General features: G+C 35.5%; 17 protein-coding genes. 10 read left to right on the plus strand and 7 right to left on the minus strand.

The window, feature by feature from the left end; translation table 11 throughout:
- The first annotated feature begins 37 nt into the window (after positions 1-37).
- The 3 genes from XJ32_RS05255 to XJ32_RS05265 all read left to right on the plus strand — a co-directional run bounded on the left by XJ32_RS05255 (position 38) and on the right by XJ32_RS05265 (position 1,412).
- On the plus strand, positions 38-271 hold the full coding sequence (locus tag XJ32_RS05255) for a hypothetical protein (protein WP_077388577.1): 234 nt from the start codon (positions 38-40) through the stop codon (positions 269-271).
- Between the two features lie 235 nt (positions 272-506).
- The gene (locus tag XJ32_RS05260; protein ID WP_077388578.1) at positions 507-788 is read left to right on the plus strand and encodes a hypothetical protein; all 282 of its coding nucleotides are present in this window, start codon (positions 507-509) and stop codon (positions 786-788) included.
- A gap of 309 nt (positions 789-1,097) precedes the next feature.
- Positions 1,098-1,412 (plus strand): hypothetical protein, encoded by a 315-nt coding sequence (locus tag XJ32_RS05265; RefSeq protein ID WP_077388579.1) that lies wholly within the window; start codon positions 1,098-1,100, stop codon positions 1,410-1,412.
- Between the two features lie 746 nt (positions 1,413-2,158).
- Here the strand turns inward: XJ32_RS05265 and fliS are convergent.
- The 3 genes from fliS to XJ32_RS05290 form a co-directional block, all read right to left on the minus strand.
- Positions 2,159-2,548 (minus strand): flagellar export chaperone FliS, encoded by a 390-nt coding sequence (gene fliS / locus XJ32_RS05280; RefSeq protein ID WP_004086047.1) that lies wholly within the window; start codon positions 2,546-2,548, stop codon positions 2,159-2,161.
- Between the two features lie 9 nt (positions 2,549-2,557).
- Positions 2,558-4,597, minus strand: coding sequence for a flagellar filament capping protein FliD (gene fliD / locus XJ32_RS05285; RefSeq protein ID WP_005216860.1), 2,040 nt, complete (start codon positions 4,595-4,597; stop codon positions 2,558-2,560).
- 288 nt (positions 4,598-4,885) lie between these two features.
- Positions 4,886-5,215: a YraN family protein gene (locus tag XJ32_RS05290; RefSeq protein ID WP_004086043.1), complete on the minus strand. Its 330-nt coding sequence runs from the start codon at positions 5,213-5,215 to the stop codon at positions 4,886-4,888.
- A 150-nt stretch (positions 5,216-5,365) separates the two neighbouring features.
- Here XJ32_RS05290 and XJ32_RS05295 point away from each other — a divergent pair, with 150 nt between their 5' ends.
- Positions 5,366-5,944, plus strand: coding sequence for a hypothetical protein (locus tag XJ32_RS05295; RefSeq protein ID WP_077388582.1), 579 nt, complete (start codon positions 5,366-5,368; stop codon positions 5,942-5,944).
- 188 nt (positions 5,945-6,132) lie between these two features.
- Here XJ32_RS05295 and XJ32_RS05300 read toward each other — a convergent pair whose 3' ends face one another.
- Both XJ32_RS05300 and pyrD read right to left on the minus strand, forming a co-directional pair.
- Complete coding sequence (locus XJ32_RS05300; RefSeq protein ID WP_077388583.1) at positions 6,133-7,401, minus strand: M16 family metallopeptidase; 1,269 nt, start codon at positions 7,399-7,401, stop codon at positions 6,133-6,135.
- Between the two features lie 38 nt (positions 7,402-7,439).
- Positions 7,440-8,513, minus strand: coding sequence for a dihydroorotate dehydrogenase (quinone) (gene pyrD / locus XJ32_RS05305; RefSeq protein ID WP_005216864.1), 1,074 nt, complete (start codon positions 8,511-8,513; stop codon positions 7,440-7,442).
- A 124-nt stretch (positions 8,514-8,637) separates the two neighbouring features.
- Here pyrD and waaC point away from each other — a divergent pair, with 124 nt between their 5' ends.
- Positions 8,638-9,720, plus strand: coding sequence for a lipopolysaccharide heptosyltransferase I (waaC, locus tag XJ32_RS05310; RefSeq protein WP_005216865.1), 1,083 nt, complete (start codon positions 8,638-8,640; stop codon positions 9,718-9,720).
- An 89-nt stretch (positions 9,721-9,809) separates the two neighbouring features.
- Positions 9,810-10,580, plus strand: coding sequence for a hypothetical protein (locus XJ32_RS05315; protein ID WP_005216866.1), 771 nt, complete (start codon positions 9,810-9,812; stop codon positions 10,578-10,580).
- Positions 10,581-10,887: 307 nt separating this feature from the next.
- Here the strand turns inward: XJ32_RS05315 and XJ32_RS05320 are convergent, their stop codons facing one another.
- The gene (locus XJ32_RS05320; RefSeq protein ID WP_077388584.1) at positions 10,888-12,051 is read right to left on the minus strand and encodes an agmatine deiminase family protein; all 1,164 of its coding nucleotides are present in this window, start codon (positions 12,049-12,051) and stop codon (positions 10,888-10,890) included.
- Between the two features lie 78 nt (positions 12,052-12,129).
- On the opposite strand from XJ32_RS05320, the gene tsaD reads away from it, so the two are divergent.
- Positions 12,130-13,239, plus strand: coding sequence for a tRNA (adenosine(37)-N6)-threonylcarbamoyltransferase complex transferase subunit TsaD (tsaD, locus tag XJ32_RS05325; RefSeq protein WP_077388585.1), 1,110 nt, complete (start codon positions 12,130-12,132; stop codon positions 13,237-13,239).
- A gap of 253 nt (positions 13,240-13,492) precedes the next feature.
- Here tsaD and XJ32_RS05330 read toward each other — a convergent pair whose 3' ends face one another.
- On the minus strand, positions 13,493-14,305 hold the full coding sequence (locus XJ32_RS05330; protein WP_077388586.1) for a tetratricopeptide repeat protein: 813 nt from the start codon (positions 14,303-14,305) through the stop codon (positions 13,493-13,495).
- A gap of 464 nt (positions 14,306-14,769) precedes the next feature.
- Here XJ32_RS05330 and XJ32_RS05335 point away from each other — a divergent pair, with 464 nt between their 5' ends.
- The 3 genes from XJ32_RS05335 (at position 14,770) to XJ32_RS05345 (ending at position 17,657) form a co-directional block, all read left to right on the plus strand.
- Entirely contained in the window at positions 14,770-15,627 is an 858-nt protein-coding gene (locus XJ32_RS05335; protein WP_005217556.1) for a flagellar hook-basal body protein, read from the plus strand.
- A gap of 111 nt (positions 15,628-15,738) precedes the next feature.
- Positions 15,739-17,037: an RNA polymerase factor sigma-54 gene (locus XJ32_RS05340; RefSeq protein WP_005217557.1), complete on the plus strand. Its 1,299-nt coding sequence runs from the start codon at positions 15,739-15,741 to the stop codon at positions 17,035-17,037.
- A gap of 206 nt (positions 17,038-17,243) precedes the next feature.
- Complete coding sequence (locus XJ32_RS05345; protein WP_077388587.1) at positions 17,244-17,657, plus strand: hypothetical protein; 414 nt, start codon at positions 17,244-17,246, stop codon at positions 17,655-17,657.
- Positions 17,658-17,715 lie beyond the last annotated feature (58 nt).

A 17,715-nucleotide genomic window follows, 5' to 3' on the forward strand; every position in this document is an offset into this window, starting at 1 on the left:
ATATCATCTAATATAATATTTTGCGAATAGGGGATTTATGCCATATAAATCTTATTTTATGAAAAATATAGCTGATGAGAATCTTGTGCAAATAATGGAGAGACTCGCAAGTGTATTGTATTATCATATGATAAAATTTAATGAGGAGAGGAGTAAAGATCTATCCAAACCTCAAGAGAAATGGCGGCCAACATTATATGCATGTAAAGCAGATAAAGAATGTATGGAATCTGCAATGAATAAGCGTGTAAGCGTCATAGAAATCTTTTAGGGCTTCTAAACAGCTTAAATCCGCACTATTTTAAAGAATTAAAGATTTCATTATGCAATCATGATGACACATAATTGTAAGATAAAGTATGTAATGTTGCATTGATTGGTTGCCTTGGAGGTGAAACTAGTCTTTTTAAAGGTGTTTTGTATTTTGAAGATTTATGTATGGCAGTGCATGATGTGGATCACAATAACAAAGTTACAAAAAAAGCAAAATCTTTGTTCGCGACGACTTGAATACTTGGGTAGACAAGAATGATATAGAAGACACAGAAGAAGCAGAACAAATATTTAGGTCGCCTTCCGCGGGTGCTGTTATCAATATTTCATGCTTTGATAATGATTTTATAAGGTTTGATATGGAGGGGGGGGGGGGTTGCGGTGCATATTGTAGTTCATGGAGTGAGGTATCTTATCTTGATATAGCAAATATATTGCTTGTTGATGCAGATTCTACAAAACTTATGACATTTAACTTAACATATATAAGGATAGAGAAACCAATAAGGATATAGCTATTATTTTTACAAAATCATTGTCCATGAAAGAAAACAGATATGTTTAGATTCACAAAATTTTCAGGCATTGCAAACTATACTTAAACTTCACGGGCAAAAAGACAAAATAGAAATATGTGTGGAGATGGAGTTGCATACGCATATTTTATCACTTCGCAAAGAAAGTGGTAGTATTGTAATACTTGATTTACCTGCATCCCAAATTGATAGCAATTTGAAAAACCAGCGCTATATCATGCAATAATGCTAAAATCTTGGGTTGATACAAATAGGTAAATTAAATCAAATCATACAAGAATCATTTCATTGCAAGCTTTTGAAATTATTAATCGTAAAGATATGAGTAAAAATATCATTTTATACAAAGCGTTAGATGAACTCATTGATGATTATAAAGCCTATAAAGATGATTTTCCACAAGATTATTATGTGGAGTTTGGAAAATATATGGTAGAAGAAAATATAAAAATTTTTCTCAAATATTATCAAAGTCATCTTGCTTCAAATAGAATCAAAGTAACAGGCTTGGTGTATTATACTATGGTCCCAATGTGTCGCATGTTGCATAGTAAAATCCAGAATGGAATACTCAAGGTGGTGTTGTTTTTATCATCTTTATGAAAATTATGTTTCTAAATTCGATGGTGAAGAGAATGGGGTTGGATTAAAGTGTTGCACGTTTTATATAGTGCCATGCTATGTTTTCTAAAGGGTCCAAGTGTAGCATTGGCTGCAGGTTATATAGCAGAAATACTAGATTGGGCTAAACAAAAATTGGTAAAGATGGCACGGGGTTTGACAAGGGGAGACATAATTGCTAATAAGAAAGGTGGAGAATATGGCAATGAACTTATAATGCGATATGGGATATATCAATGAGTATTTATAGGCTTATAGTTCTTGCCATTTTGACACTAGCCGCACCTTTTATTTTATATGTCATGGCAACATTTTGCATTTTCACTTTGCAATATAAAATTGATATTGCATTTGAAGTTATGTCATTTGGGATTGGGATATTTTTCCTTATTATTCTATGTATTATTTTAAACAAGTTTTATAGTATGAGAAATGCATTACTTTCTGGATTGCGTATGTTATCTTTTCTTATTGGATTACTTCTTTTAGCAACTCATATATTCTATTTTTATCTTAAGCCTTTTTAAATACAATAATATTAAATTTAAGTGTGGTGTGAAATTATCCAGAATGACAAAGCATTCAAAATAACAAGATTCCAAAACACAAAAAACAACATGTCAAACGATTTATTGATATTGAAGTGAATAAAATATGAAAGATGAAAGAAGCTATAGAATCCAACACAAGATTCTATAAAAGTGTATTCAAATTGTTTGCAAAAGATACTAGCGTCCTAGCTCTTCTTGATGTATTTCTCTCCATGCCTCTAATAAGCCCTTTGCTACATTCATAACAATATCGATCTTTTCGACATTATTCTCCATGTTAGCCTGTGTTAAAAGCTTAATTTGATGCGTATAAAGCCCTGTAAGATATACTGCTACTTCACCGCCCCTATCATAGTCAAGGACATTTAATAGTTCCGTGAATATATCAGTCGTCCTATTGATATAGTAAATCTTCTTTTCTATATCAATGTCTTCTTGCTCCATACATCTGCGTGCCTGACCTAAAAACCTCAAAATACCTTCATACAACATTTCTATAAGCTTTGCTGGGCTTTCCACGCTTACAGAATTTTGCTGATACATATTATGGGCATTAAACGCTCTCATAACTGCTCCTTATTTCTTTTTGTCGTTAGCGGCGGCTTGGTCTATCATCATTTGAACGGCATTGAAAGAGTTATTTGCTTTTGCTATTTGCTCATCAAAAGACGCAAATCTCTGCTGCATGGTATCATATCTAGCATCAAGCATTTTCTTTGCTTTGTCTTTCTCTTGATTGTAGTTTTTTAGCTCTCTTTCAAGTGTTTGCTCAAAAGTTTTTAACTTAGCGTTTCCACCTTCTAATAAATCGGCTAAAACTTTATTTACTTTTGTAAAAACTCCATCATATCTATTATATTTTCCTAAACTATCCTTTTTTTCCCCACCATAAAACACTTCTTTTGCTTTTTCTGGGTCAGCACTCAATGCACTTGAGAGTTTGCCACCATCAAGCTGCATAACGCTTTTATCATTCAGCGAGATTCCATAATCCATTAAGCTTTTTACTTCAAGTCCATTTGCAATATGTTGGGTAATGGCTTGGTTTAAATCTGGGCGAATGCTCCTTATAAGCGTTTCAGTATTAAATACCCCACCTCGTTTTGTATCTGGGTCAAACTTTGTAACCGCATCTAGCTTTGGCACGGTTTCATTATATACTTTTGCAAACTCTTGTATCTCTTTTACGATGTCTTCTGTATTTTGCGTAATGCTTATTACATCTGGTTTGCCCTCTTCTGATACTTTTTGTAAGTTTATGGTTAATCCGCCTACAATATCATCGATAGTGTTACTTGGACGCTTGATTGTCGCACCATTATATAGCACTTCAGAATCTGCAGCACTTTGCACATTCTTAATCTTTAGCACATTTTTTTGCAATGATGAGAAACCGCTATATTTCCCCGCTTTTAATCCGACACTCTCAAGGGCTTGTGTTTCTTCTGGACTTGTAGCCTTAATATCAATGGTAACGCCATCGCTATTTAAAGCGATTTTATTTTGACTAGTGCTTGCTTGCACTCCACTGATTGTATTGAGAGCTTCTGCTACTGCTTGGGCGTTTTGGTCTGCGGTATTTTCTTTCTTTGTGATTTGGGCTAAATCTATCGTATTGCCATTGACTTGAAAGCTACCTGTAAGCGCCCCCTCTTTTACTTCAATATTGCTTGAATATAAATCTTGTGATTTTGATTCTTTTTGCATAAAGCCTAGATTGCCCGTTTTATCCCCGCCGACATTAATCTTAAAGCCTCTTTTATCGTTGATAATAAAGCCTCTGCCCTCATTTGGCAATCCAAAGGTAATATCACCACTTTCTACTAAATCTTTTGTTGCTTCATTCGCACTTAAGGCTTCTTTTAGCGCATTTTGTAGCATTAGGAATCTATCACTAGCAGATTGTGGAATGTTGAGAGTAACACTTATTTTATGCATTTGTCCATCTGTGCCTTTTACTTCTATGAAGAAGTCTTGCTCCCCTTGTAAGTCAATATCAAGATTCCCCATGCCCTCTGATCGTAAAAGAGAACCAAAATAGATTCTACTATTCTCGCCCGTCTCTTTTGAGTTAATCATAAGTTGATAGGGCTTTTCCCCACCGATTTTCATAATAGAACCCATGATTTTTCCATTTGTTGCATCGGTTATGGCTTGGCTCACTTCACCAACGGTCATTCCCCCTTTTATCTCAACGCGATAGCTTTGCCCATCGCTAAAAAAGTCAAGCACACCATCATCATTACTAAAGGCATCATCTCTTGAGGCAAACTTTGTGCCGACTTCATTAATATCGCTTTTTGCGAGTTGTTTTACTTCCATATTGATATTTTGCACAGGCACACCAGCTGCTGCACTAGCTTTTACTGCTTCGCCAGATACGCTTACATTTCGCCCTAAGAATGTAGAGTAGTCAGAGAGTTTGCGTGTGTGTTGTCGCAATGTTTCAAGGGCAGTTTTTATTTCTACAAGTTGCTTTTGCTTCTCAATATTTAGCTCCATTTTTTTATCAACAGGTTTAATAACATTGTCTTCATCGGCTTTACGCAATTTATCAATAACATCAGCATTTAAAACCGAGCTACCAAGCCCAAGAGAAGTAATCTTTCCTGCCATAACGCACTCCTAAACAACATTGCGATTTATATTCAAATAAGTTCAATCAAAAGTATAAGAAATTTACATTCCATACTTACATATTGTGCTTGTGTAATATGGAATCTTTTTTGTATTGTATCCAACATTTTTTTAGACTAGAATACAAAACATACTCTCTAATCGGCATTTTTATAGAATCTTAAAGTATTTTGTTGTAATAACTTTAAATATTTTTAGCTACTTGGCTAGTCTTTTTTTGCCATTGCATAAACATAATTTTTGATATCGATTCTAAAAAATATTGCATTACAATCCAAATGTAATATTTTCAATGAATGTAATATTGTCTTTATAGATACTCACCGCATCTATGCAAAAATGGCTTACAATCTGTCTTTGGTCTAAAAAAACATGTATAGTTTTTGTGAGTCTTTCTAGCTTTTTTGGCGTGATATTTACAAGTGGATTGATACAATGCGATGATTTTACTTCTATAAAATGTAGGATAGAATCTTTTTTCATAATAAGGTCGATTTCACCATAACGACTATGAAAATTTTGCTCAATAAACTCAAACCCCAAACTTATAAGATATTCTAATGCTACTTGCTCGTAATATCTACCCTTTTGTCGCATGAAAATCACAGCCTAAACTTAAATTGTATTATTATACCTAGCTATAATCAAGTTTATGCGTTTGTGAGCTTGATATAGCAAAGTAAATTCCATATATTTACAAACATGTGATACCTTGCTTGGCTATTTTAATTGTGAAAGGAATTTCTTGTGAATAAGTTTATGATGAAAAAGATTATACCATGTATATTTGGATTAGCAGCAAGCTCTTCTGTGTATGCAAGTACGATTGATACAAAAAGTGTGAAAGTAGAATTTGTAGGCTACAAGGCACCTGTGATGGCGGATTTAGCTGGTTCTTTTAAGACAATACAATATACCTTTGGTAAAGATACTCGTAGTATTGTGGGTGTTTTGCAGAATGCAAGTGCGACTATTGTCCCAACAAGTAGTGAGATTCCAGATAATGAAATTGCAACAGACAACATGAATAAAGTATTTTTCCCCACACTGCTTGGTAAAAATAATATAAAAGTTACTTTTATTAAGGTTGTAGAGGGTGAAGATACTGGGTTACTTAGAGCAAAGGTTATGATCGGCAAGGAATTAAGTATTGTCCCATTAGTTTATACCATTAATAACGGCAAATTTGTTGCGAAGGGCACTTTGGATTTACATAATTTTTCACAGGGAGAAAAGGCACTAAAAGCTTTAAGTGATGCGGCTGCTGGTCATGCTGGTATTACATGGGGTAATGTAGAGCTAATTTTCACTGCTGATGTGAAATAATTGAAGTTTAAAGCTATTCCAATAAGCAGCTTCTAACATGCCGAATAGCTTTAAATGGATTATGGCACTTAGTAAAAGCAACTCGCCTACCCACTACACAATTAGAATCCTTTTAGATTCTTGTAAGGCAACGAGACATAGAAATATAACTCGAATTGCTAAACTCACCTAACACTCAATCCCACTCACTATCTTCTCATAATCAAAGTTGTTGCTTGATCTAGCGCAAGGTATTTTTTTGCGACTTCTTGAATCTGTTTGGTATTTAGAGATTCTAGATTTTTCTCATAGTCTAGAAGCGGTTGTATATCACCTCGCACAAAATATGATCCAAAGAGTCCTGCCACAGAGCTTGCACTCTCTAAGCTATAAATAAAACTTGCACGAGTGTTTATCTTAATTTTATCAAGCTGTGCTTGTGTGATTTGTGTTTTTTTTAGCTTTTCAATCTGTTTTAATATTTCTTCTTTCAAAGCATTTGCACTTACTCCCGCATTGCCTGTTGCTATAATGATAAACATGCCTGAGTCAATCATATCCATATTATACGCACTCACAGATGAAGCAAGTTGCAATTTATCCTGCAGGATAGAGGGTAAAATCGCACTTTTACCACCGCCTAATATATCGCCGATAGCTTCTAGGGCTACTTGGTCTTTATGCGTGAAGCTTGGGGTTTTAAAGCCCATGATAAGCCATTCTATCCCGCCTGTATCCTTTTTGATATAGGCTTCTCTTATGCCATCTTGTTCTGGCTCTTGCATAATCACTTTTGGAATCTCGCCTTTATTCTTAATCTTGCTAAAATATTTTTCCGCACCGCTAAATACATCGTGTGGATTGACATCGCCGCTTACAAGCAATATTGCATTTTGTGGTTGATAGTAAGTCTCATGGAAGCTTTTCACATCTTGCAAACTCCAATTTTGTATATCAGTCATAAAGCCGATTGGAGTCCAATGATATGGGTGATAAACATAGGCGGTATTAAAAAAGCGAAAGTATAAATAGCCACTTGGTGTATTATCTGTCCGCCATAATCTCTCTTGTGCTACCACATCTCTTTCTGATTGAAATTCAGAATCTATAAATTCTAGATTCTGCATGAGTTCAGCAAAAAGCTCTAAGGACTTATTTAGATTTTGTGTGCTAGATTTAATAAAATAGCGTGTATAATCAAAGCTTGTAGAAGCATTATTCACACCGCCCATTTGCTTTACTATCTCATCAAATTCACCAGCTTTTAGATTCTTTGTTGTTTTAAAATTCATGTGTTCTAGCATGTGTGCTATACCGCTTTTCCCCATGACTTCATTACGAGAGCCGACTTTATAAAATACATTTGTCTCAATTACATTACTTTTATTATGCAGTGGAATCACCACGACTTGCAAACCATTTTCAAGAATCTTACTTTCATATTTTGGCAATACACTACCAAATGCAATACTACTCATTATGCAAACTCCTAATACAATTTTTTGATATAACTTCATCATTGAATCGCTACTCCAATCGCTTCGTTTATATGCTTGAATCCATCGGCTTTTAGCTTTTCTGCTAACTCATTATTCATGCGAGATATAAGCGTTGGACCTTCATATATCATACTGCTTAGAATCTGCACTAAACTTGCCCCAAGCTTTATTCTTTCATACACTTCATTAGAATCGCCAATGCCGCCAACAGAAATAAGCGTAGTTTTCTTATGAAAATTCTTCCCTAAGATTCTTAAAACCTCTTTAGATTTTGTGCTAATAGCTTTACCGCTAAGACCACCAAAGCATACATCATTTTTTTTCACTGGATTTGAGACAAGGCTATAATCAATGCTTGTGTTTGTAGCAATGATCCCATTTACACCATTTTGGATAGCCGCATCGCATACAGCGAGCATAGATTCTATCTCCATATCAGGCGATATTTTAATGAAAATTGGCTTATTTGTTGTGCTTTTTGCCATCTCCATAAGCTCTTTTACAAAGCTCTCATTTTGTAAATCACGCAAACCGGGCGTATTTGGCGATGAGAGATTAAAGGTGAAATAATCGCCATAGTCTTTGAGTGTATCAAGGCTTAATTCATAATTTTTTAGAGAATCACCTTGTGCGATATTCTTATTTTTGCCAATATTTATACCAAGCGGGATACAAAAGGGATATACTTCCTTTAAATGTGCCAACATTCCCCTTGCCCCGATATTATTAAAGCCCATTGCATTTTGCAAACTCTCTTCTTCTACATGGCGAAACATGCGAGGCTTTTCATTCCCATCTTGAGGCATTTGTGTAACGCTACCTAACTCTAAATATCCAAAGCCAAGACTAGCTAAAGGTCGCACCGCTTCCGCGTTTTTATCAAATCCACTTGCAAGTCCTATGGGATTGTAGAAATGCAAACCATGTATATCTTGAGCTAAATTCTCATGGATACGACAATAGCACTTTGCAATCATAGATTCAAATAATGGAATCTTTTGTGGCATTTTCATTACTTTTATTGCGAAGTTGTGAATCTTTTCGGCATCACATTTATACAAATAAGGTCGTATTTTTTTATAGAATCCCATGTTTAACCCTTAATAATAAACAAAATGCTAGATTATATCAAAACACAATAAAATCCTGCTTAATATGACAAAAAGTTTCTAAGCTTATCTATGCTATAATCTTAATTTCACAGAAAGGAAAAATATGAGAATTGCTATCATACGATTATCTGCATTTGGTGATGTTGTCATCGCATCAAGCATGCTTGCTGGACTTAAGGCTCTTGGGGATTATAGGATAGAATGGTTTGTTGATGAGAGATTTAGCGGTATTTTGGAGCATTCCCCTTGTATTACAAAGATTCACTCACTGCCATTTAAAAAGCTTTTAAAAAGCATAGGCGGGCTTTTAGAGATACGAAGATATTGTAAGAGTTGCGGTGAATTTGACATGGTGGTAGATATGCAGGGGCTTATAAAGTCAGCCATTGTCGGTAAATGCCTTGTGTCTAAAAAATTTGTTGGATTCTCTAAAGATGGGGCAAGGGAGGGCTTTGCTAGCTATTTTTATACACATAAGGTATCAATACCCTATGATTCTAATATCCTTGAGCGAAATTTCTCTGTGCTTTTTAGTCATATAAAAGAGTTTCAGGCAAACCCTTTTACACTTGAGCGAGTTATGCCACTGCATTCACAAGGGCTAGGCTTTAGCTATCATTTTATTGCAGAATCTCTTACTTCGCATTTTTCAGCACTAAATCATATGGAAGAAAAGCCCTATACTTTTTTATTTATCCTTGAAGCTTCTATTAAAGAGAAAATGTATCCAATAGAAAAATACGCAAAATTAGCACAATTACTGCAAGGCTTATTGCAAAATTGCCATTTTCACATTCTATGGAATGAGGATAAAGACAGGGCAGATTCTATGCTTACGCTGTTAAAAAAGCAAGGATTAAAGGCTACGCAGCTTGATAAGCTTGACTTTAATAGCTTGAAATTTGTATTAAGACAGGTTGATTGTGCTATCGGTGGTGATACAGGCGTAACGCATCTTGCATGGGCTATGGGGACAAACTGCATTACACTTTATGGGAATAACACAGAGAGTAGCGGTAAAAACATGCGAGATACAAAGCTTAGCCGTGTATTGCTTGGGAATCCTTATGTCGTCTCAAAAGGCACAAACTTTGAGATTGAAAGCATAGAACCACGAGAGATATTTGAAGTCTTTAAACACAATGTGCTTGAATCTTTAGGAGCTTTAGAATCTTTGCAAGAGTGAGTAATCATTGCGAATATGCTTTTAAGCTTTGTCTTAGTTATCTTTTTGTAAAATAAGCCGATTTGCCATTAAATTGAAAAGGAGAAATCATGGTAAAAATGTATAAAAGGCTAGGATTAAGTATCGTGTTGGCAAGTGTGCTTGGAGTGAGTGCGAATGCGGCTTGTGATTCTATAATTTGTGTCGGTGGTAATGTCGGTATCGGTGGAATCTATACTGATTTTGGTGGTAATAATAGAGCAGATGGGGATTTTAAGGGCGGCTATGGTGCGTTAGATATTGACTTAATCGTTATACGGCGATTACTATTTTCTTTAAACTTGAAGGGTGGCTCTGGGTCTATGGGCGTTTATGGACCAGATTTTACAGACAATCTTAATGGCAGTCTGCTTGGTGGCAATGTGGGTGCATTTGCGGCGACACATTTCAAAATAGGATTCAATGTTGCAAGTTTAGAATCTCCGCTTTATATCAGTTTCATTGGCGGTGTTGATGGATATGCGGGTGCGTTTGGCTATGGCTTGGCAATGTATGGTGCGGAGTTGCAAGGCAGGAAGTCATTTGGCGGAAGAACTAGTCTATTATATAGCTTTGGCGGCGGTGCGGCAAATTCGATATATGCTTTCGCACAAGGCAAGGCAGAGGCGGCAAATGGTGGCACAGGTGATGTTGGATATAGTCTGTTTGGCTCTCTTGGTGTGGATATAAGCATGACAAGAAATCTAGGATTCTATATCAAAGCCATTGCAAAGTATTATAATATACCAGCAAGTAGTCCCGTGCAAATCAATAATCAAACTATAACTCTTCCCCATGCCAACGCATGGACTACCATGCTAGAGACTGGACTTAGATTCTAAGCATTTGGCTGAATTTAGAGAGTTGCTATCTGTGAGAATTGGATTAGACTTGTTGATATGCTATATAGTCTAGATATTTTCTCAAATGCGATTGGGTTGTGCGTTTGATTATGCTTGGGTTAGTGTTTATGTTCTACACAATCGTTTATTGTAGGGTCTTGATCGACTTCTAAGAGGCAGGAGTTGTATCAAAAGTGTATGTAAAGAAAGGATAAATGTTTGGTTATATCCTGTGATATGCAGTTTGTAGCCTCAAATTTACATGGTTCCACATTGCAGACTTCTGTTATTCAAACCTAATACTACACTAATGTATCTGCATGCTAACACAATGCAAACTTCCATGTTGTTGTATCAATGCTTCGCAGTTTATGCTTATGACATTATAGTCTGGTAGGGCTTTCTTTAGTATTTGTAGTGCGGTAAGGTCTGTTGGTTTATTATAGGTTGGCATAAGCAAAACTTTTTGATTTAAGAATAAGAAATTGACATAGCTTGCGGGCAGGTTGTTAGTAGGTAAATTATCATTAGATAGATTATTTACAAGCGAATTATTATTTATAGAATCTTCATCACACTTTGCTACATAATCGCAAAATGGAAGTGGCACAAGGTTTAGATTATGTGTCTTTGCAAGAGATTCTAGCTCATGTTCCATAGCATTTAACGCACTGAAATGCGGATTATTTAAATCATCGCATTTAATGTAGGCAATGGTGTTTTCATTGATAAATCTAGCAAGGGTATCAATATGGCTATCTGTATCATCACCAAGCAAAAATCCATGATTAAGCCATAGAATCTTTTCTACTTGCAATGTGCTTTTAAGATTTTCTTCAATCTCTTCTTTGCTTAAATGCGGATTGCGATTTGCCTCGAGTAAGCATTGCGTATTTGTAAGCAAAAGTCCATTGCCATTATAGTCAATACTTCCGCCCTCAAGTATCATACCATAGGTTTCCATATTCTCAAAAAGCCCTATTTCATGTAGTTTAGTGTTTAGCTTATTATCAAGATTTGCAGGGTATTTTAGCCCCCAACCATTGAATCCAAAGTTTGCATAGATATGCTCTTCTTCTGTTTCTTTGTTGATGATTTTATCTAGGATTCCAAGTTTATTGGTTTTGGTTTTACTACCTAGCATAGCATTTGTGATTTGTGCTAAAACTTGTGAGTGTTGCTTTTTCACAGAAATGGCAATACTATCTCTAGCCCATAAGTCATTGCTCTCTAGCTCGATAATCTTGCATGGATACGCCTTTGTTTCAAGTGTGGATAGAAAGTCTTGCAATCTCGTCTTAGCACCATTATCCTTTGGATGCACGATGAGAAATAAAGGCTCAACCTTTAGAATCTCTGTAATCAAACTTTCATAACATTCTTGCACTTCCTCTAGATTCGCATTAAAATCACAAAATACATGCGGATAAATAAGCACGATCCCTTTTTGCTCTTCCCATTCTGCAAACATGTTCTACCTCCTAAGACTTACAAATACTTACTTCTTTGATACAATTATACATTAAAACATAACACTTAAAGAGAAAATATGCGGATTTTAAGTATTGAATCAAGTTGCGATGATAGTGCATTAGCATACACAGATGGCACTAATACAAAGCTTTTATGGCATGAAAAGATTTCACAGGAAGCCTCGCATAGCCATTATGGCGGTGTTGTGCCAGAGCTTGCCTCAAGGCTTTTTGCAAGGGATTTAGTCCAGCTATTAGAAAATTTTAAGCAAAATTTTTCACTAAAAGATATAACCCATATCGCAGCAACAAATGAGCCGGGCTTATCTACCTCACTCTTAGAGGGCGTAATAATGGCAAAGGCTTTAGCCCTATCTCTAAATATCCCTCTACTTGGCATAAATCATTTAAAAGGGCATATATACTCACTTTTTATAGAATCTGAAGCGATTTTGCCACTTTGCGTTTTGCTTGTATCAGGTGGGCATACAATGCTACTTGAATGTTATAGCTACAATGATATGCGAGTGATTGCAAATACACTTGATGATAGCTTTGGGGAATGCTATGACAAAGCAGCCAAAATGCTAGGGCTTGGCTATCCGGGTGGTATGATTATAGATTCTATGGCACAAATGGCATTAAAAGAAAATATTGCCCCCATAGCCTTACCCATACCGCTTGTAAATCAAAATATACAAAGCTTTAGTTTCTCGGGGTTAAAAAATGCGTTTCGCTTGCAGCTTGAAAAAATGGAGTTAAAAAACTTTATACAAGATTCTAAAACACAAGATATAAAAAATAGCACACAAGCAAAGGCACTAGCCTTAGGATTGCAAGAGAGTGCGACAACGCATCTTATCCAAAAATGCAGGTCCTATATGAAGCAAAATAGCCATATCAAGCACTTTGCTATCGTAGGTGGGGCTAGCGCAAACTCTATGCTAAGAGAGAAGGCACAATCCCTAGCCGCACAATTTGATAACAAGCTATTAATGAGTGAGTTAAAATATTGTAGTGATAATGCCGCAATGATAGGCAGAGCCGCTATCGCTAAAATACAATATGAAAATATGATAGACATAGAATCTAAAAACAAAACAATACAGAATCTAGATTCTAGAATCTACAATCCCCTATCCTTACAAGTATCCCCCCGCAATACAGAAATAGATACACAATCTTAAAAAACTAAATTCCATACCAATTAACCGACATTTTTTCATTGTCAAGTCGCTATATTTACTCTAAGTTGAAATAAAAAAGGCTTGGTAAATACTCTTTATATTGTAATTTATATAAAGTGGCTTACTAAACATAAATAAGTATGTTTCACATGGTAAAACACCATTCAACAATAGCTATATGTTTATACACCCCATAAAACATATATGAAAATATAAAAACAAGTATAATAAACTACAAAGTATTATCTAGTCTTTACTGCACACCAGCTTCGTTTAATTCTCTATAAGCATCACAGCCACCTTGATACCCCATATCACACGCATCGCCAAATAGCTTTTTTGCCTTACTTTTATTCTGTTTTACACCTTCGCCATCAGCATACATTACTCCAAGATTAGAACAACCAAGAGCATTACCACTATTACATGCTTTTTGAAACAACTCCGCCGCTTTTTTGTAGTCTTGTTTTACGCCTTCGCCATCAGCATACATTACCCCAAGATTATAGCAACCACCAGCATTACCACTATTACATGCTTTTTGATATAATTCTGTCGCTTTTTTGTAGTCTTGTTTTACGCCTTTGCCATCACGATACATGACTCCAAGATTAGAACAACCAAGAGCATTACCACTATTACATGCTTTTTGAAACAATTCCGCCGCTTTTTTGTAGTCTTGTTTTACGCCTTTGCCATCACAATACATGACTCCAAGATTAGAACAACCAAGAGCATTACCACTATTACATGCTTTTTGAAACAATTCCGCCGCTTTTTTGTAGTCTTGTTTTACGCCTTTACCATTAGCATACATTAAGCCAAGATTATAGCAACCAAGAGCATCACCACCATTACATGCTTTTTGATATAATTCTGCCGCTTTTTTATAGTCTTGCTTGAAAGGATAACCAAAATCATACATATTTCCAAGATCAACACAAGCACCAGCATTACCGCCATTACAATCTTTCTCTAAACTTTTTACTTCATCATCAAGTGCAAATGCAACACTCATACCCACACACAATGTCAAAACAATACGCTTGCATAGCTTCTGTATCATAGAATATCCTTAAATTAAAGTTAGCATAAATGAGCGATTATAAAATAATAATTACAACACGCTTAAATTATTGAAACTTTATCTAATTTATATAAAAAGATTTAACTTAAAAACTTGAGGTTGCTAAGATTGCATATAAAATACTCAAAAGATTCTATCTCTAAAATACTTCGCTTTCATAATGGTGGCTTTACAAACTATCATAAAGACTAAAGATATTTCGCTACGCTCAATATGACAATTTGTTATAAAATTTAAATTCTTGCTATTTTGCACCGCTACGCCCTGCACCCGCCCAAATGGTTAAGAATCTAACTCTTTTCAAAATACACACCAAACCCCAATAAAACAGAATCCACAACATATACCCCAAAAAAAACAAAAAGATTCTATAAATAACCTAAAAAACACAAAAATGGAAAGTTTTTTGCTTATAATCACAAAACAATTCTAAGGATAGAACTATGCAAACAGGATATTATGGTGCAACAGGCGGTATGATTACGCAGTTTAATCGACTCGATGTAATCTCAAATAATCTAGCAAATCTCAATACAAATGGATTCAAACGCGATGATGTTGTGATAGGCGATTTTTTGCGTATGGTGCAAGGACATCAAGACACTCTGCCTATACCTGATGAGACAAAGGCAGCAGCAAAGTTTATAAATCGCACAATGACTCGTGTGCCTACAATCGCAGAGGAATATACAGATTTTAGCGTTGGTGCTATGGAGCAAACTGAAAATACGCTTGATTTTGCTTTGAAAGCACCGAATACATTTTTTGCCGTGCAAACGCCAAATGGCATTGCCTATACGCGAAATGGTAGCTTTAGTATAAGCGATGATGGCTATCTTGTAACGCAAGAGGGATTCCATGTATTATCTCGCGATGGTATCGACAATGAGGGCGGAATCTTAATGAATGCAAACATGCAAATAAATGTCGATACAAATGGAAATGTAAGCTTTAAAGAGCTTGGTAATGAGGGCATGGCAGATAATATTGCTGGTGGGAGTTTAGCTATCGTTACTTTTGATAATCCAAAGTTTTTGAAAAAAATCGGTGGTAGCCTTTATATCGAAGAGAGAAAAGAGCCAGATAATACAGACTCAGAAGGTCTAGCAGGGGCAAATCTTGTCTATAATAGCGGGGCAGTTACACAAGGATTTTTAGAAAAAAGTAATGTCAATGCAGTGCTAGAAATGACAGGCATGATTGAGACAAATAGGCTTGTAGATATGTATTCTCGCGTGATGAAAACGCATATGGACGAGCTGAATGCAGAGGCGATAAATAAACTTGCTGCTAGGGGATAAGTGATTTCATAATCTAGTCTTCATATAGCCTTACTCAAGTGATTTTTAGCTAGAAAAGTCTAGTTTTTTGCTACAATTACACATTAAGATTCTAAAAAGGCGTGTGTTGTAATGGCAAAGTTAAGACAGAATGTCGCTGTTAAATCAAAACTATCATCAACGCTAAAAAGCTGGTTGCCTATTCTTCAAAGCCCTATTAATGAGCTAGAAGAGACACTAGGTAAAATTAGCGAAGATAATCCCTACATTGAGATTCAATCAGCACTCACTTCAAGCTTACAAACAAAACTCACACCGCTTAAAGCCCCACAAAGAGGTATGCACAATACTAAAAATTCAATGGGCGATAAAATCGAGCTTCTTACTATCTATGAAAAAGGGCTTATTGAAACACTGCAAGAACAGATTAATCCCCCACTTTTTCCCACACAAAGAAGCCAAGAAATAGCCCTAGCCATTATTGATAATCTCAATAGCGAGGGCTTTTTTGACTGCGATACAGATGAGTTACTTGCAGATTTAGAGCATGTTGGAATCCAAACTGATATTGATGAGATAGAGAGAGTAAGGAAGAGATTCTGTCATTTAGAGCCGGGTGGAATAGGTGCGAAAGATTTACAAGAAAGCCTAATATTTCAGCTTGATGCAAGTGAGCTAGATAACGCAGATTATGATCTTGCCTTAGAGATTATAAAAAATCTTGAGAATCACATAAAATACAAAAAGCATAAAAACTATGAAAAAGTCATGCAAGTCATTCGCGGTTTTAGACGAGTGCCTAGCCTTGACTTCCATGAAGATTCTAGTGCGGTTATTGCAGATATTATCATCACACAGGAAGAAAATAGCATTGAACTAAGCCTTAATGACTCATATTATCCAAGCATGATTATAGAAAAGCCCCATTTTAAAGAAGCACAAGAGAACTCATATTTTAAAACCAAACTCAAAGAAGCAAGAGATCTAGTCGATGCCCTTGACATGCGAAAGGCGACTATACGCAAAATAGGACTTATGATCATTGAATATCAATATGAGTTTTTCACAGGCGGAGAGATAAAGCCCATGAAGCTAAAAGATTTAGCCGATGAGTTTGGACACTCACCAAGCACCATATCGCGTGCTATTGCCAATAAATTTTTAGAATGCAATCGCGGTATATTTCCAATTAAAAGCTTTTTTACAACTGCTGTTGATGGCGATACTTCTAATGCGAGTATTAAAGACTTCTTGCTTGAACTCATACGCAATGAAGATAAGAAAAAGCCGCTATCAGATATAAAAATACTTGAACTCATAGAAAAAAAGTTTGCGCTAAAAATGGTGCGTAGAACGATCACAAAATACCGCAAACAGCTTGGAATCTTAGGCTCAAGCGAACGCAAAAGAATGTATGCGATAAGTATGTAAATATGCTTTTGGATTCTATCTTTTAGAATCTTTAGAATCTCACCATACAGAATCCACATTATAGAATCTTTTAATTTTTAGATTCTATACTTTAATAAAAATCCAAAAATCTATAACCCAAAGATTCCATCAAGATTCTACAAACAAAACAAAATATCCTATAATAAGGGACGATAAAAAACCCTAGAAATAAAAATAGGAATAAAATGCAGATAAAATATACCCATGCGTTTAGCTTACTTGAGATTTTATTAAGCCTTACTTTGCTTTCAATCCTATCTATATTCATGCTAAAACCCTATACTACACAATCCCTAGCTCTAAGACAGGCAAACCTACATATACAAACCTTGCAGCAAGAGATAAACAAACAAGCCTATTACGCATTTTTGCAAAAAAAGCCTCTAAATCAACAAACCCTAACTTCACTACTACAAAATACCCAGATAAACACAAATCTTTTTTCACTCACATGGCAAAATAATCGCCTTGTTTTACAAATAGGCAAAAAGAAACTCAATATGATAATACGACAAACAAACACAAATCATTATGTCATCACCTGCAATCCATCGCATGATCTTTGCAGGAAAATCTATCACAGAAAACACGCAAAATGATTGATATTTTTATAAATCGATACAACCATATTTTGCCAATTTTCATATATTAATCTTT

This window comes from Helicobacter bilis (assembly GCF_001999985.1).
Lineage (GTDB): Bacteria > Campylobacterota > Campylobacteria > Campylobacterales > Helicobacteraceae > Helicobacter_A > Helicobacter_A rappini.